26 protein-coding genes and 1 tRNA gene are annotated in these 25,376 nt (G+C 63.4%); 12 read left to right on the top strand and 15 right to left on the bottom strand.

What is annotated here, in order from left to right; genetic code table 11:
• Positions 1-6: 6 nt before the first annotated feature.
• Positions 7-1,959, bottom strand: a complete 1,953-nt coding sequence (locus tag LQ232_RS04695; protein ID WP_230179205.1) for a DUF2125 domain-containing protein — start codon at positions 1,957-1,959, stop codon at positions 7-9.
• 199 nt (positions 1,960-2,158) lie between these two features.
• The gene (locus LQ232_RS04690) at positions 2,159-3,490 is read right to left on the bottom strand and encodes an MFS transporter (protein WP_230179733.1); all 1,332 of its coding nucleotides are present in this window, start codon (positions 3,488-3,490) and stop codon (positions 2,159-2,161) included.
• 160 nt (positions 3,491-3,650) lie between these two features.
• Between LQ232_RS04690 and cyoA the strand changes: the two genes are divergently transcribed.
• The 8 genes from cyoA to LQ232_RS04650 all read left to right on the top strand — a co-directional run bounded on the left by cyoA (position 3,651) and on the right by LQ232_RS04650 (position 12,112).
• On the top strand, positions 3,651-4,688 hold the full coding sequence (gene cyoA / locus LQ232_RS04685) for a ubiquinol oxidase subunit II (protein ID WP_230179204.1): 1,038 nt from the start codon (positions 3,651-3,653) through the stop codon (positions 4,686-4,688).
• 49 nt (positions 4,689-4,737) lie between these two features.
• Positions 4,738-6,741, top strand: a complete 2,004-nt coding sequence (gene cyoB / locus LQ232_RS04680) for a cytochrome o ubiquinol oxidase subunit I (protein WP_230179203.1) — start codon at positions 4,738-4,740, stop codon at positions 6,739-6,741.
• Positions 6,734-7,363, top strand: coding sequence for a cytochrome o ubiquinol oxidase subunit III (gene cyoC / locus LQ232_RS04675; protein ID WP_230179202.1), 630 nt, complete (start codon positions 6,734-6,736; stop codon positions 7,361-7,363). Before cyoB ends, cyoC begins: the two co-directional genes overlap by 8 nt.
• A complete protein-coding gene (gene cyoD / locus LQ232_RS04670; protein WP_230179201.1) occupies positions 7,360-7,761 on the top strand; it encodes a cytochrome o ubiquinol oxidase subunit IV in 402 nt (133 codons plus the stop codon). Before cyoC ends, cyoD begins: the two co-directional genes overlap by 4 nt.
• Positions 7,762-7,781: 20 nt before the next feature.
• Entirely contained in the window at positions 7,782-8,552 is a 771-nt protein-coding gene (locus tag LQ232_RS04665) for an SURF1 family protein (protein ID WP_230179200.1), read from the top strand.
• Between the two features lie 19 nt (positions 8,553-8,571).
• On the top strand, positions 8,572-9,924 hold the full coding sequence (locus LQ232_RS04660) for an ATP-binding protein (RefSeq protein ID WP_230179199.1): 1,353 nt from the start codon (positions 8,572-8,574) through the stop codon (positions 9,922-9,924).
• On the top strand, positions 9,908-10,450 hold the full coding sequence (locus tag LQ232_RS04655) for a response regulator transcription factor (protein WP_230179198.1): 543 nt from the start codon (positions 9,908-9,910) through the stop codon (positions 10,448-10,450). Before LQ232_RS04660 ends, LQ232_RS04655 begins: the two co-directional genes overlap by 17 nt.
• Before the next feature lie 75 nt (positions 10,451-10,525).
• Positions 10,526-12,112 (top strand): glucan biosynthesis protein, encoded by a 1,587-nt coding sequence (locus LQ232_RS04650; protein WP_230179197.1) that lies wholly within the window; start codon positions 10,526-10,528, stop codon positions 12,110-12,112.
• Here the strand turns inward: LQ232_RS04650 and LQ232_RS04645 are convergent.
• The 7 genes from LQ232_RS04645 to LQ232_RS04615 form a co-directional block, all read right to left on the bottom strand.
• On the bottom strand, positions 12,097-12,735 hold the full coding sequence (locus LQ232_RS04645) for a PEP-CTERM sorting domain-containing protein (RefSeq protein WP_230179196.1): 639 nt from the start codon (positions 12,733-12,735) through the stop codon (positions 12,097-12,099). The genes LQ232_RS04650 and LQ232_RS04645 overlap by 16 nt on opposite strands.
• A gap of 99 nt (positions 12,736-12,834) precedes the next feature.
• On the bottom strand, positions 12,835-13,578 hold the full coding sequence (locus tag LQ232_RS04640; protein WP_230179195.1) for an anti-sigma factor domain-containing protein: 744 nt from the start codon (positions 13,576-13,578) through the stop codon (positions 12,835-12,837).
• The gene (locus tag LQ232_RS04635; RefSeq protein WP_230179194.1) at positions 13,575-14,147 is read right to left on the bottom strand and encodes a sigma-70 family RNA polymerase sigma factor; all 573 of its coding nucleotides are present in this window, start codon (positions 14,145-14,147) and stop codon (positions 13,575-13,577) included. The genes LQ232_RS04640 and LQ232_RS04635 overlap by 4 nt, the downstream gene beginning before the upstream one ends.
• Positions 14,148-14,178: 31 nt before the next feature.
• Positions 14,179-14,736 (bottom strand): DUF3455 domain-containing protein, encoded by a 558-nt coding sequence (locus LQ232_RS04630; protein WP_230179732.1) that lies wholly within the window; start codon positions 14,734-14,736, stop codon positions 14,179-14,181.
• Between the two features lie 139 nt (positions 14,737-14,875).
• A complete protein-coding gene (locus LQ232_RS04625) occupies positions 14,876-16,129 on the bottom strand; it encodes a type II toxin-antitoxin system HipA family toxin (protein ID WP_230179193.1) in 1,254 nt (417 codons plus the stop codon).
• The gene (locus LQ232_RS04620; RefSeq protein ID WP_371820100.1) at positions 16,129-16,350 is read right to left on the bottom strand and encodes a transcriptional regulator; all 222 of its coding nucleotides are present in this window, start codon (positions 16,348-16,350) and stop codon (positions 16,129-16,131) included. The genes LQ232_RS04625 and LQ232_RS04620 overlap by 1 nt, the downstream gene beginning before the upstream one ends.
• Positions 16,351-16,488: 138 nt before the next feature.
• Positions 16,489-16,565 (bottom strand) — tRNA-Ile (locus tag LQ232_RS04615).
• A gap of 92 nt (positions 16,566-16,657) precedes the next feature.
• Between LQ232_RS04615 and LQ232_RS04610 the strand changes: the two genes are divergently transcribed.
• Complete coding sequence (locus tag LQ232_RS04610; RefSeq protein WP_230179191.1) at positions 16,658-17,116, top strand: hypothetical protein; 459 nt, start codon at positions 16,658-16,660, stop codon at positions 17,114-17,116.
• Here the strand turns inward: LQ232_RS04610 and hrcA are convergent.
• The gene (hrcA, locus tag LQ232_RS04605; protein ID WP_230179190.1) at positions 17,094-18,107 is read right to left on the bottom strand and encodes a heat-inducible transcriptional repressor HrcA; all 1,014 of its coding nucleotides are present in this window, start codon (positions 18,105-18,107) and stop codon (positions 17,094-17,096) included. The two genes, LQ232_RS04610 and hrcA, sit on opposite strands and share 23 nt — an antisense overlap.
• Before the next feature lie 104 nt (positions 18,108-18,211).
• On the opposite strand from hrcA, the gene LQ232_RS04600 reads away from it, so the two are divergent.
• From LQ232_RS04600 to rapZ, 3 genes are read left to right on the top strand one after another with little or no spacing between them, the layout of a single operon-like run.
• Complete coding sequence (locus LQ232_RS04600) at positions 18,212-19,114, top strand: NAD kinase (protein WP_230179189.1); 903 nt, start codon at positions 18,212-18,214, stop codon at positions 19,112-19,114.
• On the top strand, positions 19,114-20,841 hold the full coding sequence (gene recN / locus LQ232_RS04595) for a DNA repair protein RecN (RefSeq protein WP_230179188.1): 1,728 nt from the start codon (positions 19,114-19,116) through the stop codon (positions 20,839-20,841). Before LQ232_RS04600 ends, recN begins: the two co-directional genes overlap by 1 nt.
• Positions 20,838-21,770 (top strand): RNase adapter RapZ, encoded by a 933-nt coding sequence (rapZ, locus tag LQ232_RS04590; protein WP_230179187.1) that lies wholly within the window; start codon positions 20,838-20,840, stop codon positions 21,768-21,770. Before recN ends, rapZ begins: the two co-directional genes overlap by 4 nt.
• Positions 21,771-21,795: 25 nt before the next feature.
• On the opposite strand, the gene LQ232_RS04585 is transcribed toward rapZ, so the two are convergent.
• Genes LQ232_RS04585 through LQ232_RS04565 form a run of 5 tightly spaced genes read right to left on the bottom strand, consistent with a single transcriptional unit; the run spans position 21,796 to position 25,363 of the window.
• On the bottom strand, positions 21,796-22,719 hold the full coding sequence (locus LQ232_RS04585; RefSeq protein WP_371820099.1) for an SDR family oxidoreductase: 924 nt from the start codon (positions 22,717-22,719) through the stop codon (positions 21,796-21,798).
• Positions 22,720-22,745: 26 nt separating this feature from the next.
• Entirely contained in the window at positions 22,746-23,774 is a 1,029-nt protein-coding gene (locus LQ232_RS04580) for an NADP-dependent oxidoreductase (protein ID WP_230179186.1), read from the bottom strand.
• Positions 23,775-23,795: 21 nt separating this feature from the next.
• Positions 23,796-24,230: a PaaI family thioesterase gene (locus LQ232_RS04575; protein ID WP_230179185.1), complete on the bottom strand. Its 435-nt coding sequence runs from the start codon at positions 24,228-24,230 to the stop codon at positions 23,796-23,798.
• Between the two features lie 27 nt (positions 24,231-24,257).
• Entirely contained in the window at positions 24,258-25,055 is a 798-nt protein-coding gene (locus LQ232_RS04570) for an SDR family oxidoreductase (RefSeq protein WP_230179184.1), read from the bottom strand.
• 26 nt (positions 25,056-25,081) lie between these two features.
• Positions 25,082-25,363 carry a Dabb family protein gene (locus tag LQ232_RS04565; RefSeq protein ID WP_230179183.1) on the bottom strand — a complete coding sequence of 94 codons (282 nt, stop codon included), beginning with the start codon at positions 25,361-25,363 and terminating at the stop codon, positions 25,082-25,084.
• Between the last annotated feature and the right edge of the window lie 13 nt (positions 25,364-25,376).

The raw sequence follows: 25,376 nt of genomic DNA, 5'->3' as shown, positions 1-25,376 counted from the left end.
CTGGGTTCAGTGGCATTGGCCGAAGCCGTCGATCGTGCCACTGCAGTAAATAAAGTTGTTCTGCACACCCATGCCTTCGCCGGTGCGGCCATACAGCGCCAGCATCTTGAAGCCAGATGCCGCCACGGTGATGCCGTTGCCAGGATTAACCAGCGGAATGGAGACCGATCGGGCTGCGGCCGAGAAATCGACATCGCCGATCCGGGAATGCGATTGATCGCCGCAGTCGCGGTCTGAACAGAAAGACGCTGAATCCAGACCGGTGTAGCCCCGGGCAAAAGTCCAGCTGGCGTTGTAGGTGGTCGAGGCCCCCGTGGCCAAGGCCAGTGTGCGCAGGCTACTCACGGAGCTGTCTGTGAGGGTGGGCCATGGGAAAGCCTGAATCCGGTCTGACAAGGGCGGCACACCCATCATGTCGACCTCGAATTCACTTCGGCCATCCAGCACCATCGCGCTTGAGCAGTTGGCATCGTTGTAGAGCGCGACCTTGACGGTGCGGCCACCGCGGTAGAAGTTGGTGATGGCGGTGTCGCCACCGGTGCCAGAAGGCAATTGGATTTGGGTGTCGTTACTGCTGCGAAGCCCGCCACTCCCATCGGTTGGATCACTCAGCAGGTTGCTGGAAGAATCGCGCCAGAGCGACAAGCGCTGCGGCGAGCCCGCGTAGCGCTTGTAGTAAGCCAGCAGCACCTCGGCACCGTTCGAATCCTTCTGGGTCACCTTCGCGCATTGCAGGCCCGTGATGGCCTGGATGTCGAACTGGAAGGCGCGTGAATACTCCGTGAAGGCCACAGCGCCAGTGCTGTCAAACGTTTGCGTGCGCTGCAAAGCCGCATTGGCGTGGATGCCGATCGGATTCACATCACCCTTGAATTTCCAGGTCGATCCTTCGCGAACCACGGCCATCTCTTCGCCGATGGATTGCAAACTGCCATCCTGAAGCTTCAACACAAAGGAAACGCGGCAGACCGGATCGGTGCCCGACAGATCGCAGCGGCCAAGCGTCGGGCTCACGAATGAAACGCCAAAGCCCGGCCCTTCATTGCTGGTGCCGATGAAATCGCACATCAGCGTGCCCACGTCGGCCGAGCCCTGGGCAGGATTGGGCCCGTCAAAGCTCATGCTTGCGGTGGTGGCGAGCAGCCCTGGCAAGTTGGCGCGGCAGGCCGTGTCGTTCACCATGGCCAGCGACATGTTCTGGAACAGTGTTTCGATGCCCGTCAGCGAGACGTTGGCGGCATGGCTGTCGACCGTCAAGGCGCCTTGAGGGGCCAAGCCCGCTTCCAGGTAGAGGTTGCCCGTGCCCAGGCGGGGTGTGATCTGCACGAAGGGGGCATTGGCTTCGCCGGTCGTGACACCGACAGAGTCCAAGACGCGGTCGTAGCCGGTGCGGGTGCCCGCACTCAAATCACCACTGATGAAATCGAAGTTGGGCGACACGCCAGCATCGGCCAGGATGCCCGCCAATCCCGTGCGCAACGTGGACTGGGCAGCCGCCATGCTGGAGGCGTCCAGGGAGGTGCCCGGGCCACTCATCAGGTCTTCAGGCGACTCCCCCGTGGCCAGCAGCACGGCGGCCGTGGTCAAGGGCGTCACATTGGCCACGCCCGCGCCTTGCGATACGGAGTACACGCAACGGTAGTTGTCACCCACGTGGCCACACGCTTCGATGCGGTAGGGGCCAGTGCCCGTCAGGGCCACGCCGGTGAACACACCTGCGGCGTCCACGCCCACTTGTGAGCTGACCACCTGGCCGTCCGAGTCCAGGATGCGCACCTGGGCGTCGGTCATTGGCGCACCCACGGCCACTGTGCCCGACAAGGTGTTGCCGCTGGCCGATGGGCCAGTGGCGGGGTCCGATGAGCCGCCACCTCCACACGCTGCCAACAAACCCAATCCCGCGAACGAGACCGCCACCAGCAGGCGCTGACGATTTTGCCTAATCACTGATCCAGCCATGGGGCTACCCTCATTGTGTGAACGCCCGAATTGGCCGAACTCCTGGGATATCGGTCAGCGCAAGGGGAACACAAGGCCTGAGGACCCTGCAACAGGGAATCGGTCACACAGTTGGGTCTGCGGCCCTGAAATGAAAAACCGGGCACGAGACCCGGTTTTTTTCATGGCTGGTCATGCCAGCCAGGGCAGCGTCAATCGATCACGCCACCAGCGCGCGGTTGAGGCGCAAAGCCACCAGCGTGCAACCAGCACCCGACAGCAGGTACAGGCTCAGGTAGCCCAGCCCGAAGTGGGCCGACAGGCCCAGGGCCACCAGCGGCGCGAAGGCAGCCCCCACCAACCAGGCGAAGTCAGAGGTGAGCGCAGCGCCTGCGTAACGGTACTTGGTCGAGAAGTTGGAGGTCACGGCACCGGCGGCCTGGCCATACGACAGGCCCAGCAAGGCGAAGCCCAGCAGGATGAACAGGTTTTGCGCCGAGGCATCGCCATTGAGCAAGGTGGGCGCAAAGCCGCTGAGCACCGCAATGAAGCTGGCGCACAGACCCAGGGTCTGGCGGCGGCCGATGCGGTCGGCGATCAAGCCCGAGGCGATCATGCCCACCACCGCGATGCCGGCACCAATGAGCTGAACGAACAGCACGTCGTTGATGGATTGCGTGTTGCCCAAGGCGATCCACGACAGCGGGAACACCGTCACGATGTGGAACAGCGCGAAGCTGGCCAGCGCCGCGAAGGCGCCGATGAAGATGTTGTGCCCTTGCGTGCTCAGCAACTCGCCCACGCGGGTGGGCTCCAGCTCACGCTCTTCCAGGAGCTGCGTGTATTCCTCGGTCACCACCAGGCGCAGACGGGCGAACAGCGCCACCACGTTGATCGCGAAGGCCACGTAGAAGGTGTAGCGCCAGCCCCAATCCAGGAAATCGACCTCTTGCAGGTTGCCATGCAGGAACAGGAACAAACCGCTGGCAATGGCGAAGCCGATGGGTGCGCCCAATTGGCCCAGCATGGCGTACCAGCCACGGCGGTTTTCAGGCGCATTCAGCGCGAGCAGCGATGGCAAGCCGTCCCAGGATCCACCCAGGGCAATGCCTTGCACAAAGCGAAAAATCGACAGCAGGATGATGGACTGGAAGCCCAAAGTGGCATACCCGGGCAAAAAGGCCATGCCCGCCGTGGAAAAGCCCAACAGGAAAAGCGCCATGGTCAGCTTGGTGCTGCGACCCCAGCGACGCTGGATCGCCATGAACAAGGCTGTGCCAAACGGCCGTGCGATGAAGGCGAACGAAAAGATCACGAACGCCCAAAGGATGCCATCCAGTTGGTTGGCGAAGGGGAAGAACACCTTGGGGAACACCAGCACCGAGGCGATGCCGTAGACGAAAAAGTCGAAGTATTCGGACGCACGGCCAATGACCACGCCAATGGCGATCTCGCCAGGCGCGATCTCGGAATGGCCGGCCGTGATGACCCTGGCGTCGCGCTCCAGGTTGTTCGAGGAGGGCTCTGGGTAAGTCTGATCGATGCTGGACATCATGCGTACTCGTGATTCGAATTTGATTTTTCAAGCGGACACCCCGAGGTTCTCACCTCTGAGGGATTGCCGCCATAGGACAAAACGCCCAATACCCAAGACAAGTCAATAGGGGTAGATTCTGCCGCTTCTGCGGTCACGCGCTCAACCTCGTCTGGCAATGCTTTCCCTCAAGAACCTTCGCGGACCCCTCCTGCTCCTCGCCACCGCCTTTTTGGGTGGTTGCAAAGCGGTGGTGATGAACCCTTCTGGCGACGTGGCCGTGCAGCAGCGCGACCTGATCGTCGTCTCCACGGTGCTGATGTTGCTGATCATCGTGCCGGTCATCATCTTGACCCTGGTGTTCGCATGGCGTTATCGGCAATCCAACACGCAAGCCGAGTACAAGCCCGACTGGGACCACTCCACCCACCTGGAACTGGTCATCTGGGCTGCCCCGCTGCTGATCATCATCGCCCTGGGCGCCGTGACCTGGATCAGCACCCACACGCTGGACCCCTACCGCCCCCTGCAGCGCGTGGCCGCGGGCAAGCCCGTGGCCAAGGATGTCAAGCCCCTGGTGGTTGAAGTCGTGGCCCTGGACTGGAAATGGCTGTTCTTCTACCCTGAGCAAGGCATTGCCACGGTGAACGAGTTGGCCGCACCGGTCGACCGCCCGATCCACTTCAAGATCACCGCCTCCACCGTGATGAACTCCTTCTTCGTTCCGGCGCTGGCAGGCCAGATCTACGCCATGCCCGGCATGGAAACACAGTTGCACGCCGTGATCAATCAACCCGGCGAGTACAAGGGCATTTCGGCCAACTACAGTGGCGCGGGCTTTTCCGGCATGCACTTCAAGTTCCACGGCCTCACGGCTGGTGATTTCGACAAGTGGGTGCAGACCAACAAGACGAGCGGCGGAACGCTCAGCCGCGAAGACTACCTGGCCCTTGAAAAGCCCAGCGAACGCGAGCCCGTGCGCCGCTACGCTTCCGTGGCCCCCGGCCTGTACGACGCCATCCTGAACCGCTGCGTTGAAAGCAACCGCATGTGCATGAAGGACATGATGGCCGTTGACGCACGTGGTGGCCAAGGCAAGCCCGGCACCTTCAATGTGGTGTCATCAAGCCAGTCCAACCGCACCTATGTCGGTGCCCTGTGCACGACCACGAACCTGACTGGCGCCACGCCCGCTCCAGCCGCCACGCCGCTGTAACGCTGTCAACAAGCGCGCCGCCCCCTTACCTTTGCCACCCGGACCCACGATGTTCGACCACCTTGACCTAACGAAGCTCATCTTCGGCCGCCTCAGTTGGGAGGCGATTCCCTTCCACGAGCCCATCTTGCTGGCGACCTTCATCGCCGTGATGATCGGTGGTGCCGTGGTACTGGGCGCCCTGACCTACTTCAAGCTGTGGGGCTACCTCTGGAAAGAATGGTTCACCAGCATCGACCACAAAAAAATCGGGATCATGTACATCATCCTGGGCCTGGTCATGCTGCTGCGGGGCTTTGCCGACGCGCTGATGATGCGCGCCCAGCAGGCCATCGCCTTCGGTGACAACGCCGGATTCCTGCCCCCGCACCACTACGACCAGATCTTCACCGCCCACGGCGTGATCATGATCTTCTTCGTGGCGATGCCTTTGGTGACGGGCCTGATGAACTTCGTGGTGCCGCTGCAGATCGGCGCCCGCGACGTGGCCTTCCCCTTCCTGAACAACTTCAGCTTCTGGATGACCGCCAGCGGCGCCGCCCTGGTGATGGCCTCGCTGTTCGTTGGCGAATTTGCCCGCACCGGCTGGCTGGCCTACCCACCGCTGTCCGGCATCCTGTACAGCCCGGATGTGGGGGTTGATTACTACATCTGGTCATTGCAGATAGCGGGGGTCGGGACCTTGCTATCGGGCATCAACCTGCTGGTCACCATCGTGAAGATGCGCGCGCCTGGCATGACCTTGATGAAGATGCCCGTCTTCACCTGGACCTCGCTGTGCACCAACGTGCTGATCGTGGCCGCCTTCCCGGTGCTGACCGCCGTGCTGGGACTGCTGTCGCTCGACCGTTACGCCGGCACCAATTTCTTCACGAACGATTTCGGCGGCAACGCCATGATGTACGTGAACCTGATCTGGATCTGGGGCCACCCCGAGGTCTACATCCTGGTGCTGCCCGTGTTCGGCGTCTTCTCTGAAGTCGTGTCCACCTTCAGCGGCAAGAAGCTGTTTGGCTACGCCTCGATGGTCTACGCCACGGTCGTGATCACGATCCTGTCCTACCTGGTGTGGTTGCACCACTTCTTCACCATGGGCTCCGGCGCCAGCGTGAACAGCTTCTTCGGCATCACCACGATGATCATCTCGATCCCGACCGGCGCCAAGATCTTCAACTGGCTGTTCACGATGTACAAGGGGCGCATCCGCTTCGAAGTGCCCATGCTGTGGACCATCGGCTTCATGGTCACCTTCGTGATCGGCGGCATGACCGGCGTGATGCTGGCGGTGCCCCCAGCTGACTTCGTGCTGCACAACAGCCTGTTCCTGATCGCCCACTTCCACAACGTGATCATTGGTGGTGTGCTGTTCGGCCTCATGGCCGGCATCACCTACTGGTTCCCCAAGGCCTTTGGCTACAAGCTCGATCCGTTCTGGGGCAAGTGCTCGTTCTGGTTCTGGCTGTCCGGCTTCTGGTTCGCCTTCACGCCGCTGTACATCCTGGGCTTCATGGGCGTGACCCGCCGCACCAGCCACTTCGAAGACCCTTCCCTGCAGATCTGGTTCCAGATCGCGGCCTTCGGTGCCGTGCTGATCGCCATCGGCATCGCCTGCTTCCTGATCCAGCTGGTCGTCAGCTTCATGAAGCGCGAAGAACTGCGCGACCACACGGGTGATCCGTGGAACGGCCGCACGCTGGAGTGGTCGACCTCGTCGCCCCCGCCCAACTACAACTTCGCCTTCACGCCCCGCATCCATGACAACGATGCATGGTGGGACATGAAGAAGCGTGGCTACGAGCGTCCCCTGGGCGGCTTCCTGCCCATCCACATGCCCAAGAACACGGGCGCTGGCATCATCCTGGCTGGCATGAGCACCGCCTTCGGCTTCACGATGATCTGGCAGATGTGGCTGCCCGCCGCCCTGTCCTTCCTCACCCTCGTGGTCGTGGCCATTGCCCACACCTTCAACTACAAGCGCGATTACTACATCCCTGTGGATGACGTGATCCGCACCGAGGCCGAACGCACACACCTGCTGAGCAGCCATGTCTAATACCGCCACACTCTCCCCCAACGCCCGGGAGCCCATCAGCTTCCACGTGGCCGAAGAGCACCACGCCGAAAACGGCACGCTGCTCGGCTTCTGGCTGTACCTGATGAGCGACTGCCTCATCTTCGCCTGCCTGTTCGCCGTCTATGGCGTGCTGGGCCGCAGCTACGCCGCTGGCCCTTCGGGCGCCGACCTGTTCGACCTGCCGCTGGTGGCATTGAACACGTCCATGCTGCTGCTGTCGTCCATCACCTATGGCTTCGCCATGCTGGAGATGAACAAGAAGCACGTGCGCGCCACGCTGGTCTGGCTGGGCATCACCGGCCTGTTCGGCGCCGCCTTCCTGGGGCTGGAGCTGTACGAGTTCGCGCACCTGATCCACGAAGGCGCCGGCCCGCAACGCAGTGCCTTCCTGTCGTCCTTCTTCACACTGGTGGGCACCCACGGCCTGCACGTCACCTTCGGCATCATCTGGTTGGTGGTGCTGATGGTGCAGGTGGGCAAGCTGGGCCTGACCAACGAGAACAAGCGCCGCCTGATGTGCCTGTCCATGTTCTGGCACTTTCTGGACGTGGTCTGGATCGGCGTCTTCACCTTCGTGTACCTGATGGGAGTGCTGCCATGAGCGCGCATACCGAGACCGCTGGGCACGGCGCCCACCACCATGATGATCACCACGGCCACGACGATGGCAACCATGGCTCCCTGAGGGACTACACCATCGGCTTCGTGCTGTCGGTCATCCTGACGGCCATTCCTTTCTGGCTGGTCATGGGCAAGGTGTTCAACAATTCGAGCACCACGGCCCTGGTCGTGCTGGGCTTTGCGGCCGTGCAGATCGTGGTCCACATGATCTATTTCCTGCACATGAACACGCGCTCCGAAGGTGGCTGGAACATGCTGGCCCTCATCTTCACGATCGTGCTGGTGGTGATCACGCTGAGCGGGTCCTTGTGGGTGATGTTCCACATGAACGCCAACATGATGCCGATGTCAGTCCACGAGATGAAGAACATGCCTTGAGGCCCTTGGACCACACCGCCATGGGTGACGCAGACACTCAGCGGCGTGGTCCGCGCTCAAGAACCTGGCTGACCGCCTTGGCGGTCATCGCCGCCCTGGTGTTCACCGGCTTTGCCGCGCTGGGTACCTGGCAAGTCAAGCGCCTGTTCTGGAAGCTTGACCTGATCGAGAAAGTCGACCAGCGTGTGAACGCGCCAGCGGTGGCCGCACCCGGGCCAGCCCAATGGCCGCAGCTCACTGCGGCCAACGACGAGTACCGCCACGTGCGGGTCACCGGCACCTTCTTGCACGAGCACGAAACGTTGGTTCAGGCCGTCACGGCCTTGGGCAGTGGCTTCTGGGTCATGACCCCGCTCAAGTTGGCGGACGGCACCGTGCTGCTGGTCAACCGGGGCTTCGTCCCACCTGAGCGCCGCGCCCGCGCCACCCGCCAGGCCAGAGAAGCCCCTTCAAACACCACCGTCATCGGCTTGCTGCGCATGAGCGAGCCGCCTGGCGCTTTTCTTCGCCACAACGACCCGGCCGCCCAACGCTGGTATTCGCGCGATGTGCAGGCCATCGCCGCTGCGCAGGGCTTGGGCACGGTCGCGCCTTATTTTGTGGATGCACAAGCCACCCCGGCTCAGGAATGGCCGGTGGGCGGGTTGACGGTGATCGCCTTCCAGAACAACCACCTGGTGTACGCGGTCACCTGGTTTGCCCTGGCCTTGATGGTCTTGGGGGCTGCCTGGTATGTCTGGCGCGACGAGCAAAGATTGCGACAACGCCAAACCGATCAAAATGCGGACTAGTTCGACGACGAAAGCACCGATGTCCCGCCAGACCGAACCGCCGGTGATCGACGGAAGCCCTCCACCGGCCGCGGCCAAGGTGCGGGGCGTCAACCATGCCACCGGGCTGAAGAACATGCAGTTGCTGATCCAGCTGCGCTGGATCGCGGTCGTGGGGCAGATTGTCACCATCGCCGTAGCGCATTTCGCCTATGGCATCAAGCTGCCCCTCAACCACATGTTGACGGTGCTGGCCTGCCTGATGGCCTTCAACGTGGCCAGCCAGTTGCATTGGCGAGCCCACCGCGAGGTCACCAATGGCGAGCTGTTTTTCGCGCTGCTGCTCGATGTCAGCATGCTGACCTTTCAGCTTTACCTCAGCGGCGGCGCCACCAACCCTTTTGCCTTTCTCTACCTCCTGCAGCTGACATTGGCCGCCCTGTTGCTGGAGGCCTGGTCCACGTGGACCATCTTCGCCATCACCGCCACCTGCTTTGCCGGCCTGGCTTTGTTCGGCGTGCCCTTGTCATTCCCGCCGGACCAGAACCGGGGACTGTTCAACCCCTACATGCAAGGCATGCTGATCTGCTTTGCGCTCAACGCCGCGCTGCTGGTGATCTTCATCACGCGCATCAGCCTCAACTTGCGCAAACGCGATGCGCGCCTGGCGAACCTGCGGCAACGCGCGGCCGAAGAAGAGCACATCGTGCGCATGGGCCTGTTGGCCTCTGGTGCCGCGCATGAACTGGGCACCCCCTTGGCCACGCTGGCCGTCATCCTGGGCGATTGGGCGCGCCTGCCCTCCTTCACATCCGACCCCGAGCTGCTGCAGGAAGTCGACGAAATGCAAGCCCAGGTTCAGCGCTGCAAGGCCATCGTGAGTGGCATCTTGCTGTCAGCGGGCGAAGCGCGAGGCGAGTCGTCAGAAAAAACCACCGTGTGCACCTTCATGGACGAACTGGTGGACGAGTGGCGCTCAACGCGGCCTGCCAACGCTTTTGTCTACGACAACCGGTTTGGCCAGGATCTGACCATGGTGTCCGACTCGGCCTTGAAGCAGACCATCTGCAATGTGCTGGACAATGCGCTGGAGGCCTCGCCCCACCTGAAGCTGGAAGTCACGCGCGATACCGACACATTGACCGTCACCGTCACGGACAATGGCCCCGGTTTCGGCCCCGCCATGCTGGCCAACTTCGGCAAGCCCTACCAGTCCAGCAAAGGGCGCCCTGGCCGGGGCCTGGGCTTGTTCCTGGCCGTGAATGTGGCCCGCACGCTCGGGGGCAGCCTCACCGCGCGCAACCGGGCCGGGGGTGGCGCAGTCGTGACCCTGAGCCTGCCCTTGTCCGCCATCACTTTTGAGGAAGACGAAGCCCATGGAAGAAGCAGCTGAGCGCGTGCTGCTCATCGTTGAAGACGACGCGGCATTTGCCCGAACGCTCGGCCGTTCGTTCGAACGGCGTGGCTATGAAGTCATGCTCGCGGCCAGCCTGGAAGGGATGACAGAGCTGCTGCAACAGCGCTCGCCAGGCTATGCCGTCGTGGACCTGAAGCTCAACAGCGAAGCCTCCGGCCTGGCCTGCGTGCAGAAGCTCAACGCGCACGATCCTGACATGCTGATCGTGGTCCTGACCGGCTTCGCCAGCATCGCGACGGCGGTCGAGGCCATCAAACTGGGCGCCTGCCACTACCTGGCCAAGCCCTCCAACACGGACGACATTGAAGCCGCCTTCGGCCGCGCCGAGGGCGACACCGAGGTCAGCTTGACCAACCGCTCCACCTCGATCAAGACGCTGGAGTGGGAGCGCATCCACGAGATCCTGGCGGAAACCGGTTTCAACATCTCCGAGACCGCGCGCCGCCTGGGCATGCACCGGCGCACGCTGGCGCGCAAGCTGGGCAAGCAGCAGGTCAAGTAAGGCCGAGAAACACCGTGTTTCATGCGGCTGGCCTGATTGGATAGCATAGGGCTTGCACCAAGGAGGCCCTAGCGCATGCAACGACGTCACTTCATCCAGACCGCCGCAGCCCTTGCCACCGCCGGCATCTCCATGCCGAACCTGATGGCGGCCGAGCGGGCAGGCGCGGTCAGCAAACTCGGCAAACCCCAGGCCTTCAGCTATGCGTGGCTCAAAGGGCAAGCCAGCATGATGGCCGGCCAGGCCTGGCGTCCGCCCGCAGCCCGTGTGCCCGATGAGCTCACCCAACTGGACTGGGACCAGTACCAATCGATCGGCTACCACGATCAACATGCCTTGTGGGCGCAGCAAAAGCGGCGCTTCGAGGTGAAGTTCTTCCACCTGGGACGCGGCTTCACCGCGCCGGTGCACATGCATGAGGTGATCGATGGCCAGGCGCAAGAGCTGGCCTACGACCCCAGCATGTTCGACTACGGCAAAAGCGGCGTGCAGGGCTCTCGCCTGCCCAAAGACCTGGGCTTCGCGGGCTTTCGGGTCAACTTCCACACCGATTGGAAGCGCGACGTGGCGGCCTTCCTGGGCGCCAGCTACTTCCGCGCCGTGGGGGGCGAAGGGCAATACGGCCTGTCCACCCGCGGCCTGGCCATCGACTGCGGCGCCGAGCGCCCTGAAGAATTCCCGGTGTTCACCTCATATTGGCTGGAGCGCCCCGCCCCCAACTCTTCCGTGCTCACGGTTTATGGCCTGCTCGACTCGCCCAGCGTGGCGGGCGCTTACCGCTTCGACATCCATCCTGGCGAGATGATGGTCATGGATGTGGACGCGGCCTTGTATCCCCGCAAGCCGATCGAGCGCCTGGGCATCGCACCTTTGACCAGCATGTTCCAGCATGGCGAGAACGATCACCGCATGGCCAACGATTGGCGCGCCGAGATCCACGACTCCGATGGCTTGGCCATGTGGCGCGGCAACGGTGAATGGATCTGGCGCCCGGTCACGAATCCGGCGGGGCTGCGATTCAGCTCTTACGCAGACGAGAACCCCCGTGGCTTCGGCTTGCTGCAACGCGATCGCCAGTTCGACCATTACCAGGATGACGGGGTGTTCTATGAACGCCGCCCCAGCTTGTGGGTGGAGCCCAAGGCGGGTTGGGGCAAGGGCGCAGTGCAGTTGGTGGAGCTGCCCACCGACGACGAGACCAACGACAACATCGTCGCCTTCTGGAACCCTGAGGCCAAGTTGCAGCCAGGGCAGGAACGCCTGTTCAGCTACCGCCTGCATTGGGGCGCCAAGCCGCCTGCGCAACCACCCGCTGCCCAGGTGGTGGCCACGCGCACCGGCATCGGCGGCGTGGTCGGCCAAAAGCGAAAGTATTTTTCGTGGCGCTTCGTGGTGGACTTTGCCGGGGGCGACCTGCCCATGCTGCGCGAAGGCGCGAAGGTGGAGCCCGTGATCACCGTGTCACGGGGCCAGGTGGAGATCACTTCGGCTCGGCCGCTGAGCTCGATCAACGGCTACCGCGCCATGTTCGACCTGCGCCCCCTTGATGACAGCACGGCCCCGGTGGAATTGCGCCTTTACCTCAGCTACAACGGCCAGCCCATGAGCGAGACCTGGCTGTACCAATGGACGCCACCGCCGGCGGCTCAGCGCCGGCTTTGACGCCTGGTCATGACCCCGGCTACGCACAAGCCCGCCAGCAGCAAGGCATAGGCTTGGGGTTCGGGCACCGCCACGGCCACGTTGGTGAACACGAAGCTCTCATCGTTGTAGTTGTAGTCGGCTCCAGGGAAAGGCAAATCCTCGAAACCGACGTAGATGCCGGAGGGAATGCTGCCGAACACGGGCGACGTCGCGGTATACAGCGCGGAATAGACGTGGTTGTGGGCCGTCTCGCCAACAGCGTCATAGGCGGCATTGAGGCTCGGATCGGAATAGACCTGGGCGCCCAGCGTCAGGTTCTTCATGACCAAGGTCAAGGTGTCACCGGCGTTGACCGACCCGAGATTGAAGCTCTGCCCCACGACCGAAGTGTGGTTGTTCAACCCAAAACCAGCGCTGGTCTGCACGCCATTGACCAGCAAACCCATCTCGTTTTCATAAGATGCCTCGGCGCCGCCCACGAAGTAGGCCATGACGTCACCCGTGGTTGCTGCGGTGAAGGAATAGGTTGCAGTGTTGTAGGTACCGGCGTTGGCATAGGGAATCACGTCGGCGGCGTTTGCTTGGGTGGCCATTGCGGCCACCAGGGCCGCGCCCATCAGGACGGACTTGGTCATGTTCATTGGGGAAGACTCCTTGGGTTGATTTTTAATGACCTATGAAAATAGGACATGGCACTCTAGCCCAAAAATAACGCCAAGGGAATAACGATGGCCGGTGTATTACAACGCCACAGTGCGGCCCACATACAAGATGGGGCCGGTAGGCCGCCCGATGGGCGAGCCGTTTTCCGGCTCCAGGGTGATCTCGAACAACTGTTGAGCGCCCACCCCAGGCAGCCGCGACACAGGCAACTCCAACGGCTGGCCCGCCTTCACCAAACCCAATGAGGTGGGGCCGGCAGCGCCCTGCGGCTTCGTCCAGAACTGCAGCGAACGACCCGCGGGCACCACACCTGCCTGGCCCATGGGCAGCAAGCGCACCGTGCCGCCAGCATGCACCTCAACCACCCAGCCTGCGCTGTGATCCTGGGGGTTTTGCAGCACGGCCAGGTAGCGGGCACCTGGCTCTTGGCCCGGCAGGCCCGCGCCTCGGTTCACCAGCAACACCGCCATCACCAGACAGATGGCGAGCGCCAAACCACTGACACCCTGCCACAAGCCCAAGCGCTGCCACCAAGGGGCGCGGCTCGTGGTGCTTTCAGTGCGGGCAGGCCGGGGCATGGCGGCGGCCATGGCGCCCAGCGTGGCGTCGATGCGTTGCCACAGTTGCGCACGCGGGGCCAAAGGCGCGGCCTGGGCGCTCAAGCTCAACAACTGGTCTTGCCAGGCATAGACCTCGGCCTGCAAAGAAGGGTCTTGCGCCAAAGCGGCTTGGAACGCCGCCTTGTCTTCTTCACTCAAGGTGCCCAACACGTACTCGCCCGTGGTGGCAACCCGACTTTCAGGGTCCTGAAGGTTGATCACGCCATGCACTCCCTCAGGCTGTTCAGGCTGCGGCGAATCCATGACTTCACCGTGCCCAAGGGGGTCTGCAACCGCTCGGCAATCTGCTCATGGGTGTAGCCGTCTACAAAAGCGTGCACCACGCAAGCCCTTCTCGCCTCATCCAGGCGCTGCAGGCAGCGCTCCAGGCTGTCGCTGTCCAGGCCACGCTCGCTGGCCGTGTCTTGCACCGCCTGCTGCTGGTCCGACAACTCGGTCAGGTCGACCGGGTCAAACGCCTGCATGCGGCCCGGATGGCGCACCTCTTTGAGCGCGCGGTGGCGCACCACCGTGTACAGCCAACCTCGCGCCGAACCCAGCTCAGGCCGGTAGGTGGAGGCGTCTTGCCAGATTTGCAGGAAGGCGTCGTGCAACACATCTTCAGCCAGCTCGCGGTCTCGCACGATGCGCAAGGCCACGCCGAGCAGCCAGCGCGCCTCGCGCTCGTACAAGGCCCGCATGGCGAACCGCTCGCCACGCGCGCAAGCGAGCAAGGCGGCTTCATAGTCAAAGGGTGTGGTGTCGGCGGTCAGCATGCATTCAATGTACATGCCACACCGGCACCACTGTTTTTGACCAAACTCAAGCGGCTTTCCAGAAGATGTAGTCGGCCTGGTACTTCACCACTTCTTTGCGGCCCACGGCGGTGCCGTCACACACACTGGCTGGCGCCACACCACCTTGCGTGGCCACGCGCTGCACATAGGTGATGCCGCTCATGGCGCCCGAACCCATGGCCGGGTTGGCTTTCACGAGCTGCGAGGGGATGTTGCCCATGCCTGCGGGCGCCACGGCCACTTGGGTGCCGGTGATCTTGGATCCGTCCAGCGCGGCCCAGGTGGCGGGAGGACCAAAGTAGGTGCCCAGCTTGGCGCCACCGCGGCTCATCAGGTCGGCTTGCGGCCCGACGAACACCCAGGCAAAGGCGCCCGGCGCATCGGCCTTGGCGCGGCATTCGTAGGTGATCTCGCCCACGCCCACGGTTTGCAAGGCAACCTGGTTGCCGGTGGGCACCTTGACGGCGTCTGGCAGGCCATCCTGGCTGAAAGGCTTGTCCATGGCCATGGACGACATGCTGGAGCATGCGGACAGAAAGGCAACACAGGCCAGGGCCAGGGTGGTGGTGGAACGGATGTGCATGCTCATGAGAAAGCTCCTTCACGAATCGTGGGTTTTGATGGGTGTGGCCGAGGCTCACACCAGGTACTGGCCACGAAGGAGGCTTTTGGATGCAGGGGGTTTGGAAATAAATTCAAAGCACTGAAGCAGCACCTTGTGATCACACCGCCAGACGCAAGGCAGCCCTCTTGGTGGTGGAGACCACCAACCTGTGCAGGCGGTCCGCCAATGCTTTTGCACCAAGCGACAACGCAGGCTGGACCTCATCGACGGCCTCGGCCATCGCCAAAGGCAGGCGCTCCGCGACCTCTTTGGCGATCTTTTGAACAAACCTCGGCTGCATGCCCAACTGCTCGGCCAAAGCCGGGATGTGGTCTCGTGTCATCGCCCCAGGTTGCGTCTCTCCGCCTATGGCGAAAGCGAAATCCTGGGAAAGGCCTGGATAAAGCCGGGTACACATCAGGTCATAAAACGGTGTCAGCCTCACGCCTTGGCCCGGCAATCGGTAGATGGACAGGTTCTTGGCATGGCTGTCATTGTTGCCAACGTAGAGGTTGAAAAAGATCCAGGCGACCAGGTTGCGCAGATCAACCGCTGGCTGCGTGCTGTACTGGCGGATCAACTCGGTGCACCGTGCAATGCCCGGGCCCCCTTCCTTCTCATACTTCCTCTCGGACACGGTGCCCGCGAGTTGGCACAGGTCGTACTGGATCAGTCGGCCAAGTGACCCATCAGGCTGTGCAACCCTGTCAAAGCGGCGAACAACGCACGATTGGGTCAGCGGCTCGTAGAAAACCTCAGCGGTGGGTAAACCACATTTGGCGGCAGCCCGCATGATGATGGTCTCGTTCGCCGCAGAGTGCCAAACCTTGGCCAGGCGTTTGATGTCGGGCTTCAGGATGTGCGTTGAAGGCGATGTGCCCAGGGGCAAGCGCGGCACCTCGTCTTCAAAGATGGCCAGGCTGGTCTTGTCTTGCGCCCCTGCCAGAGAAATGCGCGCATGCCCCCTCTTGAGGTCGATCGCCGATGCTGACTTTTTGCCCAGGAGGGCGGCCATGGCTTCCCAGGTGGTGGCCTCATAGCTCGCGGGCTGAGGCGTTTGCCCCCCCGGCAAGATGACAAATCCCCCCGTTGTATCGCCCGCCACTTCCAACAGCATCGAGAACAAGGTTGATGCTTTCTTTTGCTCGGCAATGTAGTGGCGCAACTCGCCTTCGGGCAACAGGTTTTCAAAGAATGCCTGCACCGCCGGAGAGGCATGCCTGCCTGCCTGCAGCGCAATGGCTGCCACGGGAACCGCTTGGCTGCGTGCCAACCATGAAGCCGAGTACTCGAATGCCAGCGGAGATGCATCTTGGACCGAGCCCACGAGCTCGTTACCCGCGTAGACATCGAGGAAATCAGGCCGGGCCATCACAGGCCCTTGGCCGTTTTGGGCCTCACCACAACTTCCAGCCCCAGCAGGTCCAGCACATCGAGTACCTTCTGAAGTTGCAGAGTGGGCTTGCCACTTTCGAGTTCAACGATGAAGCGATTGCCCGTGTTGCCCATGCCCGCGATGTCCAGCTGCGTGAGCGCTTGGCGCTTGCGCTGGTCGCGGACAAATGTGCCCAGCTCTTTGGAAGAGCGGATCACCAAGTCAGAACTTGAATGATTACCTAACGGTAATTTTTCATCATTCAAACCCATCATTGGCCCCAGAAGTTACCTTGAGGTAATTTTCCCTGCATAGACGACTTTGGTCAATGGAAAATTACTGAACGGTAACCTGAATGGTAGGCCGTGTTGGACTTGAACCAACGACCAAAGGATTATGAGTCCTCTGCTCTAACCAACTGAGCTAACGGCCCCCGGCCTTGAAACGCAAGGGAGCGGCGATTGTAAGGGCACGCCGCTTGCCACCTTCCCTTCAGGAACCCCACCCCTTTTGAAGGAGACGATCATGGCCCAAAGCAGCATCCTAGGCACCGAACAAGCCCCTCGCCATGCCATCGGCCGCGACGCCGACGTGCTGGGCCCCAGCGACAGCTCTGACAGCGGCTCTGACATCCAGGGCGAACTGCACCTGGAGACCGACGACTTCGAGACCCTGTCGGCCGCGATTTCCGGCGCGGGCAACACCGACCTGCAATCCGACTCGGACGCCGGCGGCACCGGCGAGCGCGGCTCGGCCGTGCCCGAACACATCCATGAAGGCGCCGACATCGCGCCAGACCGGGTGATCCTGTCGGGCGAAGAAGCACTGGAGACCGATCCAGAGCTGGTATCGATCGACGACCCCGAGGCCGTGGACCTGGACAACCTGGTCGCCGACGAAGAGTATTCCGAGGAAGACGAGACCGACGAGGAAGGCGACGCCCTCGCCGACCCGGCGCTCGCTACTTCTGGCTCAGCGCGTTAGACACCATCCGCGAGGTGATGTCCACGATCTCGATCATGCGGTCGTAGGCCATGCGCGTGGGCCCGATCACGCCCAGGGTGCCCACGATCTGGCCGTTGATCTCGTACGGGGCCGAGACCACCGACAGCTCCTCGAAAGGCACCACCATGCTCTCGCCGCCAATGTAGATGCGCACGCCCTCGGCCCGGCTGGAGCCTTCCAGCAGGCGCATCAATTGTGTCTTCTGCTCGAACAGGTCAAACAGGCGCCGCAGCGATCCCAGGTCGTTCGAAAAATCCTGCACCGTCAGCAGATTGCGCTCGCCCGACACCACCAGTTGGTCGGTGCTTTCTTCCAGGGCATCGCTGCCGGCCTGCACGGCGGCCTGCATCAGGCTGGCAATGTCGCCGCGCAATTGGTCGACCTCCGACTTCAGGCGGTTGCGCATTTCCTCGATCGACAGGCCGGAGTAATGCGTGTTGAGGATGTTGCTGGCCTCGACCAATTCAGACTGGGTGTAATCCTGGGCCGTGAACAGCACGCGGTTTTGCACGTCGCCGTCGGGGGCCACCAGGATGACCAGCACGCGCTTGTCGCCCAGGCGCAAAAATTCAATGTGCCGGAAAACCGAGGCCTTGCGCGGCGAGGTGACCACGCCCACGAACTGGGAGAGGCTGGACAGCATCTGCGCCGCGTTGGCGATCACGCGCTGGGGCTGGTCGGGCTGCAGTTGCTCGCGCTGGTGCTCGGCGTTGAACTCGTAAGGACGCGCCGTGAGCATCGTGTCCACGAACAGGCGGTAACCCCGCGCCGTGGGCACGCGCCCGGCCGAGGTGTGCGGGCTGACGATCAGGCCCAACTCTTCCAGGTCGGCCATCACATTGCGGATGGTGGCAGCGGACAAGTCCAGCCCGGCCGCCCGCGACAAGGTGCGCGAGCCCACGGGCTGCCCGTCGGCGATGTAGCGCTCGACCAGGGCTTTCAACAGTATCTTGGCACGGTCATCCAGCATGGTTTTGATTCTAGGCGCTGGCGGGCACAAGCCGTCACAAATCCTGGCCTGGGGGGCAAAACCACCCCTCGTTCAGGGCGGTGCCATGTGGTGTAATTCCGGTCATGCCCAGCCCTCAGCCTTGCCGTTTTCGCCACGCCGCCCTGGTCGGTAAATACCAGGCCCGCGGCATCCGCACGGTGTTGGAAGATGTGGCCGCCATCCTGGTCCGAGCGGGGCTTGAAGTTTCGCTGGAGATGGAAACCGCGCTCAACACCGGCATCACCGACTACGGTTCGCTCAGCCTCAAACAGATCGGCAAAACCTGCGACGTGGCCGTGGTGGTGGGTGGCGATGGCACCATGCTGGCGATCGCCCGCGAGCTGTCGCGCTTTGACATCCCCCTGATCGGCATCAACCAAGGGCGCCTGGGCTTCATCACCGACATCCAGCACAAGGACATGGACACCGCCCTGCCTCAGATCCTGACCGGGCACTATGAAGAAGAACACCGCGCCATGCTGGAGGGCGCTGTGCTGCGCCCCAACCGCGATGGCGGGTTGGAAACCATCTACGAAGGTTTCGCCATCAATGAAGTGGTGGTCAGCCGTGGCGCCACCGCGAGCATGGTCGAGCTGCGCGCCGAGGTCGATGGTCAGTTCGTGGCCAACTACCGCGCCGACGGCCTGATCGTGGCCTCGCCCACCGGCTCGTCCGCATACGCCTTGTCCGCAGGTGGCCCCTTGCTGCACCCGGCCCTGGGAGGTTGGGTGATGGTGCCGATCGCCTCGCACACCTTGTCGAACCGGCCCATCGTGATCCCCGACACTGGCGTGATTACCATCGAGATCGTGGCGGCCAAGGACGCCAGCATGAACTTCGACATGCAAAGCCTGGCCAGCCTGCTGCACGGCGACCGCATCACCGTGCGCCGCTCGGCCCACCGGGTGCGCTTTTTGCACCCCAAGGGCTGGAACTATTACGCCACCCTGCGCCGCAAACTGCGCTGGAACGAAGGAGTTGCCTGATGTTGCGCCGCCTGACCCTGCGCGATTTCGTGATCGTCACGGCCCTGGAAGTTGACCTGCGCACAGGCTTCACGGCGCTCACCGGCGAAACCGGCGCGGGCAAGTCCATCCTGATTGACGCCCTGCAACTGGCTTTGGGCAGCCGGGGTGACGCGGGCGTGGTGCGCGAAGGCGCCGTCCGAGCCGACATCACTGCCGAGTTCGAACCGCACGCTGCGCTGGCCGAACGCCTGGCACCCTGGCTGCACGATGCAGGTTTTGATTCTGCCGAACCAGGCGCGGCTTTGCTGCTGCGCCGCGTGGTCGATGCCCAGGGCAAAAGCCGGGCGTGGATCAATGGCAGCCCGGCCACTGTCACGCAATTGCGCGAGCTGGGCGAGAACCTGGTCGACATCCATGGCCAGCATGCCTGGCAAAGCCTGACCCGCGCCGACTCCGTTCGCGCCTTGGTCGACACGCAAGCCGGGGTGGACACCGCCGCCTTGCAACAGTCGTGGGCAGCACGCCGTGAAGCGCAACGCCGCCTGGACGACGCCAAGAGCCGGCAAGCCGACCTGGACCGCGAACGCGAGCGCCTGCAATGGCAGATCGCCGAGCTTGACAAGCTCAAGCCGCAAGCCGGAGAGTGGGACGAGCTCAACACCGAGCACCAGCGCCTGGGCCACGGCCAGGCCATCCTGGACGCCGCCCAGGTGGCTTTGAGCGCCATCTCCGAGGACGACACCAACGCCGGCTCGCTGACCTCGCGCGCCATCGACGCGCTCGACAGCGTGGCCCAGGTCGATCCGAATCTGGCCAGCGCCCTGGAGGTGCTGCGCAGCGCCCAGGCCCAACTGGAAGACGCCGCTCACAGCCTCAACGGCGCCCTGCGCCACACCGAGCTTGACCCGGGTCGCCTGGGCGAATTGGACAGCCGCATCGCCAGCTGGATGAGCCTGGCGCGCCGCTTCCGCCGCCTGCCGCAAGACCTGCCCGAATTGCTGCAAAACTGGCGCGACGAGCTGGCCGCCCTGGATGCCGCCGCCGACCTCGAAACCCTGGATCGCCAAGCCGCCGAGGCCCACCAAGCCTGGCGGGCCGTGGCCAAGACCGTGTCCCAGCAACGTGCCAAGGCCGCGCCCGCGCTGGCCCAAGCCGTCACCGCCGCCATGCAGGACCTGGGCATGTCGGGCGGCCGCTTTGAAGTGGCCTTGCCCAAGCAGGACGAGCCCCAAGCCTTTGGCCTGGAGTCGGTCGAATTTCTGGTGGCCGGCCATGCGGGCAGCACGCCCCGCCCTTTGGGCAAGGTCGCCTCGGGTGGCGAGTTGTCGCGCCTGGCCCTGGCCATTGCCGTGACCACCTCGCAACGCGCCGACGATGGCTCGCAATCGGGCACGCTGATCTTCGACGAAATCGATTCGGGCGTGGGCGGTGCCGTGGCCGACACGGTGGGCCAACTCATGCAACGCCTGGGTGGTAGCCAGCAGGTCCTGGCCGTGACCCACCTGGCGCAGGTCGCGGCCTGCGCGCACCAGCACCTGGTCGTCTCCAAGGCCTTGAGCCAAGGCACCACCACCAGCGACATCCGCGAAGTGACGGGCGAAGACCGCGTGCGTGAAGTGGCCCGCATGCTGGGCGGCACTGTCACCGACACCAGCCGCGCCCATGCCCAGGTCATGGTGGACACCGCCCACGCCACGCCTGAACAGGCCGGCGCCAGCAAGCGCCGGCGCAAGGAAGCCGCATGAGCCTGGACGTCGTCTTCCTGACCGGCATCTCGGGCTCGGGCAAGTCCGTGGCCATCAATGCCTTGGAAGACGCCGGCTACTTTTGCGTGGACAACCTGCCGCCCGAGTTGCTGCGCGGCCTGATCACCCTGGAGTTGGCCCGCCCCGAGCCCCAGCGCCGCCGCGTGGCCGTGGCCGTGGACGTGCGCAGCGCGCAGTCCTTACCCAGCTTGATGCCCATCCTGGCCGAGTTGAAGGCCGAAGGCGTGCGCGTGAAGTCGGTGTTTCTGGATGCCAGCACCGATGCCCTGGTGCGGCGCTTTTCCGAGACACGCCGACCCCACCCTTTGCTGCAGGCCAATCAGCCCACGCGCCCCTTTGTCGGCATCCCGCCCATGCCCGACCAGATGGACGAACAACTGGCCTACCAGGACCAGGCGCTGATCGACACCATCAACCTTGAGCGCGAGCTGCTGGAGCCTCTGCGCGAGGTGTCCGCCGTGATCGACACCTCACTGCTGCGGCCCGCGCAATTGCGCACCTGGGTGCGCAATGTGGTGCAGGCCGAGCCTTCTCGCCTGACCCTGGTGTTCGAGTCCTTCGCCTATAAACAGGGCGTGCCCATGGACGCTGACTTCGTGTTCGACGTGCGCATGCTGCCCAACCCGTATTACCTGAAAGAGCTGCGCCCCTTGACGGGCCGTGACCAACCGGTGATCGACTACCTGCGCCAGCAGCCCGAGGCGGCCGAAATGATCGACCAGATCGAGACCTTCCTGCTGCGCTGGCTGCCCACGCTGGAAGGCGATCAGCGCAGCTACGTGACGGTGGCCCTGGGCTGCACTGGCGGGCAACACCGCTCGGTGTATTGCGTTGAGCAATTGGTCGAGCGCTTCGTGAAGCGGGGCGTGGCCCTCGCACGCCACCGCGAACAGGACGCGCGCGGATAGCAACGCATCCTGCTGCTGACCGGCATCAGCCGCCCATCGCTTCGCGCAGTGCCTTGCGCAGGCTTTCGCCCAACTCCGGTTTGCCCGCGAAGGGATCGGTCGGGTTGCGCGCCTGCACCACGTCTTCCAGACGCGTCTGCACCATGCCCAGCGCCTGCGGGTGGCTGTAGACATAGAACTGGTTCTGCTCCACCGCGTTGAACACCAGCTGCGCCACATCGGTGGCCGACACGCGGCCCGACGTGACCGCCTTGGTGCTCATGGCCTGCGCGATCATCTGGCTGGGCGTGGGCTTGCCGCCGCTGCGCAACTCGGCCGGGCGGTTGCGGTGTGACTGGTGGATGCCGGTGGGCACGAAGTACGGGCACAGCACCGAAGCGTGCACCTGGTCGGTGACCAAGGCCAGGTCCTGGTACAAAGTCTCGGTCAGGCTGACCACCGCGTGCTTGCTGACGTTGTAGGCGCCCATGTTGGGCGAGTTCAGCAAACCCGCCATCGAGGCCACGTTCACGATGTGCCCCTGCCAGGCCCGGTCCTTGCGGGCCGCCTCCAGCATCAAGGGCGTGAACACGCGCACGCCATGGATCACACCCCAGAGGTTCACCCCCAGCACCCACTCCCAGTCGCTGGTCGTGTGCTCCCAGATCAGGCCGCCGTGGGCCACACCGGCGTTGTTGATGACCAGATGGGGCACGCCGAAGTTCTCCAGGCAGATCGTGCCCAGGGCTTCAACGTCGGCCGCGCGCGAGACGTCTCCACGCAGGGCAACCACCTTGGCACCCAGGCCCGTCAACTCGGCCTTGGCAGCGTCCAACGCATCTTGCTGCACATCGGCGATGACCAGGTTCAGCCCTTTGCTGGCGCCGAGCCGGGCCAGCTCCAGGCCAAAGCCACTGCCGGCGCCGGTGATGACCGCGGTTTGCCCGGCTTTCAGATTCATGATCGACATGGTGTTGTGTCCTTCACTCACAGTGTTCAAACCAGCTTGACCAGCTGCTTGCCAAAGTTCTTGCCCTTGAGCAAGCCCAGGAAGGCCTCGGGGGCGCTGGCAATGCCCTGCGCGACAGACTCGCGGAACTTCATCTTGCCGGTGGCCACCATGGCGCCCAACTCCTTCATGGCATCGGGCCACACCTCGGGGTGCTCACTCACGATGAAGCCTTCGACTTTCAGCCGCGACACCAGGATCATCGCAGGGTTGGCCAGGGGCATGGGCTGGCCGTCGTAGCCGGCGATCATCCCGCACATGGCGATGCGGCCAAAGGCGTTCATGCGGGCCATCACGGCATCCAGGATGGCGCCACCCACGTTCTCGAAGTAGCCATCGATGCCATCGGGCGTGGCCTCTTTCAAGGCCTTGTACAGGCTGCGCGAATCGGGGTGCGCCTTGTAGTCGATGCAGGCATCGAAGCCCAGCTCATCGACCACGTATCGGCACTTGTCGGCCCCGCCGGCAAAGCCCACCACACGGCAACCGCGCGCCTTGGCCAATTGCCCCACGACACTGCCCACCGCGCCGCTGGCCGCACTGACCGCCACGGTCTCGCCCGCCTTGGGGTTGATGATCTTCACCAGGCCATACCAGCCAGTGACGCCCGGCATGCCCACCGAGCCCAGGTAGGCCGACAGCGGGATGTGGGTGGTGTCCACCTTGTGGATGGCGCCGCGCACATTGGCATCGACCACCGCGTACTCTTGCCAGCCGCCCATGCCCAGCACCTGGTCGCCCACGGCGAACTTGGGGTGCTTGCTGGCAATCACTTCGCCCACCGTCCCGCCAATCATCACCGTGTTCAAGGGTTGGGGTTCGGCGTAGCTCTTGCTCTCATTCATGCGGCCACGCATGTACGGGTCGAGCGAAAGATAGTGGTGCTTGACAACCAACTGGCCGTCGCTCAGCTCGGCCTGCGAAGGCACCGGGGTTTCGACCAGTTTGAAGTTGTCGGCGGTGGCTTCGCCTTGTGGACGAGAGGCCAACAGAATCTGACGGTTGAGGGTGCTCATGATGGTTGTGTCTCCTCGGGTTCAGGCTGGGCGCACCTGCCGACCCGACACGGGCAAGGCACGCAAGAATTTGAAAGTGGCCGTGGCATGGGCGCACAACTCACCGGCCTCGTTGAGAACGCGGCCTTCGCAAAACGACATCTTGGCCGTGGCGTGCAATACCGAGCCTTGGGCCCGCAAGGTGCCCAAGCCAGGCCGCATGAAGCTGGTCTTCATCTCCAGCGTGACCAGGCCTGGGCCACCATTGGGCAGGTGCAGGTTCAAGCTGCGCGCGGCGTGGGCCATGGCCACGTCCAGCAAGGTCATCAGCACCCCACCGTGGGCCACGCCAAACGAATTGGTGTGCACGTCATCTTTCAACACCAGCGTCAGTTCTGACTGCCCACTGTCGTAGCGCTGCATCTTGCAACCCAGGTGCTCGACAAAGGGGATGTGCGCCGCGAAGGGGATGCTCATGGCCACGTTTGAAAGCGCAGGGAGCGGTCAGCCGCCAATCAGGGCGCTGACACCGCCATCGACGGGCAAGGTCTGCCCGGTGATGTGCTTGCCCGCGTCGCTGGCAAACAGCAGCGTGGCACCTTTCAGATCCTCGTCGTCACCAATGCGCATCAGCGGTGCGCCCTTGGCGATGTTTTCCTCGCCCGCCATGCTCAGCAGGCCAGCCGTCATCTTGCTGGGGAAAAAGCCCGGCGCGATGGCATTGACGTTGATGCCCAGGTGGCCCCACTCGCAAGCCAGCGCGCGCGTGAAGTTCACCACCGCACCCTTGCTGGTGTTGTACGCGATGGTCTGCATGAAAGGCGGGTTGCCGCCCAGGCCCGCGATGGACGCCACATTGATGATGCGGCCGCTCTTGCGCGGGATCATGCTGCGTTTGCCGATGGCCTGCGACAGCAGAAAGTAGCCCCGCACGTTCAGGTTCATGACCTTGTCCCACGCTTCCAGCGGATGCTCTTGCGCGGGGGCGCCCCAGGAGGCTCCGGCGTTGTTGATCAGGATGTCAACATGGCCGAGCTGGGCCAGGGCTTCATCGGCCAGGCGGTTGATGTCCTCGGGCTTGCCGGCATCGGCCGCGATGAAGCTGGCCTCGATGCCCGCGGCCTTCAAGGCCGCGACGGCTTCTTCAAGGTCAGCCGCCTTGCGCGAGCTGACCAGCACCTTGGCGCCGGCTTCGCCCAAGGCGTGCGCCATCTGCAGGCCCAGGCCACGCGAGCCGCCGGTGATGAGCGCGGTGCGGCCAGTCAGGTCAAAGAGTTGCTGAACTTTGCGAGGGGTGGTCATGGAGATTCCTTCCTGTGATGAAGCGCTCAGCAGAAATAGTCGAGCACGTGGCGCGTGGCCGCCATCTCGCGGATCTGGGCGACAACGCCCTGGTGGTGCGGATGGGGCTGGTAGGCGGCCAAGGCCGCGGCGTCTTCAAAGGTCGAGATCAACACCACGTCGGCGTTGGCCTCCAGCCCTTCGGTCTTGATGCCCACGTCGAACTCATGCATGCCAGGCACCAGGCCTTTGCAGCTGTCGAGCAAGGCCTTGACCTTGGGGGCGTCTTCGGGGCGCTTGAGCGTGAAGATCACAATGTGTCGAATCATCTTGGTCATCCTT

The organism is Aquabacterium sp. CECT 9606 (assembly GCF_918741295.1).
Taxonomy (GTDB): Bacteria; Pseudomonadota; Gammaproteobacteria; order Burkholderiales; family Burkholderiaceae_C; genus Aquabacterium.
This window is presented reverse-complemented; position numbering and strand designations above follow the sequence as displayed.

Excerpts from the sequence above, each read along its gene's own strand:
- LQ232_RS04695 (WP_230179205.1), bottom strand. The coding sequence starts at position 1,959 with ATGGCTGGATCAGTGATTAGGCAAAATCGTCAGCGCCTGCTGGTGGCG.
- LQ232_RS04690 (WP_230179733.1), bottom strand. The coding sequence starts at position 3,490 with ATGTCCAGCATCGATCAGACTTACCCAGAGCCCTCCTCGAACAACCTG.
- cyoA (WP_230179204.1), top strand. The coding sequence starts at position 3,651 with ATGCTTTCCCTCAAGAACCTTCGCGGACCCCTCCTGCTCCTCGCCACC.
- cyoB (WP_230179203.1), top strand. The coding sequence starts at position 4,738 with ATGTTCGACCACCTTGACCTAACGAAGCTCATCTTCGGCCGCCTCAGT.
- cyoC (WP_230179202.1), top strand. The coding sequence starts at position 6,734 with ATGTCTAATACCGCCACACTCTCCCCCAACGCCCGGGAGCCCATCAGC.
- cyoD (WP_230179201.1), top strand. The coding sequence starts at position 7,360 with ATGAGCGCGCATACCGAGACCGCTGGGCACGGCGCCCACCACCATGAT.
- LQ232_RS04665 (WP_230179200.1), top strand. The coding sequence starts at position 7,782 with ATGGGTGACGCAGACACTCAGCGGCGTGGTCCGCGCTCAAGAACCTGG.
- LQ232_RS04660 (WP_230179199.1), top strand. The coding sequence starts at position 8,572 with ATGTCCCGCCAGACCGAACCGCCGGTGATCGACGGAAGCCCTCCACCG.
- LQ232_RS04655 (WP_230179198.1), top strand. The coding sequence starts at position 9,908 with ATGGAAGAAGCAGCTGAGCGCGTGCTGCTCATCGTTGAAGACGACGCG.
- LQ232_RS04650 (WP_230179197.1), top strand. The coding sequence starts at position 10,526 with ATGCAACGACGTCACTTCATCCAGACCGCCGCAGCCCTTGCCACCGCC.
- LQ232_RS04645 (WP_230179196.1), bottom strand. The coding sequence starts at position 12,735 with ATGAACATGACCAAGTCCGTCCTGATGGGCGCGGCCCTGGTGGCCGCA.
- LQ232_RS04635 (WP_230179194.1), bottom strand. The coding sequence starts at position 14,147 with ATGTACATTGAATGCATGCTGACCGCCGACACCACACCCTTTGACTAT.
- LQ232_RS04630 (WP_230179732.1), bottom strand. The coding sequence starts at position 14,736 with ATGCACATCCGTTCCACCACCACCCTGGCCCTGGCCTGTGTTGCCTTT.
- LQ232_RS04625 (WP_230179193.1), bottom strand. The coding sequence starts at position 16,129 with ATGGCCCGGCCTGATTTCCTCGATGTCTACGCGGGTAACGAGCTCGTG.
- LQ232_RS04610 (WP_230179191.1), top strand. The coding sequence starts at position 16,658 with ATGGCCCAAAGCAGCATCCTAGGCACCGAACAAGCCCCTCGCCATGCC.
- hrcA (WP_230179190.1), bottom strand. The coding sequence starts at position 18,107 with ATGCTGGATGACCGTGCCAAGATACTGTTGAAAGCCCTGGTCGAGCGC.
- LQ232_RS04600 (WP_230179189.1), top strand. The coding sequence starts at position 18,212 with ATGCCCAGCCCTCAGCCTTGCCGTTTTCGCCACGCCGCCCTGGTCGGT.
- recN (WP_230179188.1), top strand. The coding sequence starts at position 19,114 with ATGTTGCGCCGCCTGACCCTGCGCGATTTCGTGATCGTCACGGCCCTG.
- rapZ (WP_230179187.1), top strand. The coding sequence starts at position 20,838 with ATGAGCCTGGACGTCGTCTTCCTGACCGGCATCTCGGGCTCGGGCAAG.
- LQ232_RS04585 (WP_371820099.1), bottom strand. The coding sequence starts at position 22,719 with ATGTCGATCATGAATCTGAAAGCCGGGCAAACCGCGGTCATCACCGGC.
- LQ232_RS04580 (WP_230179186.1), bottom strand. The coding sequence starts at position 23,774 with ATGAGCACCCTCAACCGTCAGATTCTGTTGGCCTCTCGTCCACAAGGC.
- LQ232_RS04575 (WP_230179185.1), bottom strand. The coding sequence starts at position 24,230 with ATGAGCATCCCCTTCGCGGCGCACATCCCCTTTGTCGAGCACCTGGGT.
- LQ232_RS04570 (WP_230179184.1), bottom strand. The coding sequence starts at position 25,055 with ATGACCACCCCTCGCAAAGTTCAGCAACTCTTTGACCTGACTGGCCGC.
- LQ232_RS04565 (WP_230179183.1), bottom strand. The coding sequence starts at position 25,363 with ATGATTCGACACATTGTGATCTTCACGCTCAAGCGCCCCGAAGACGCC.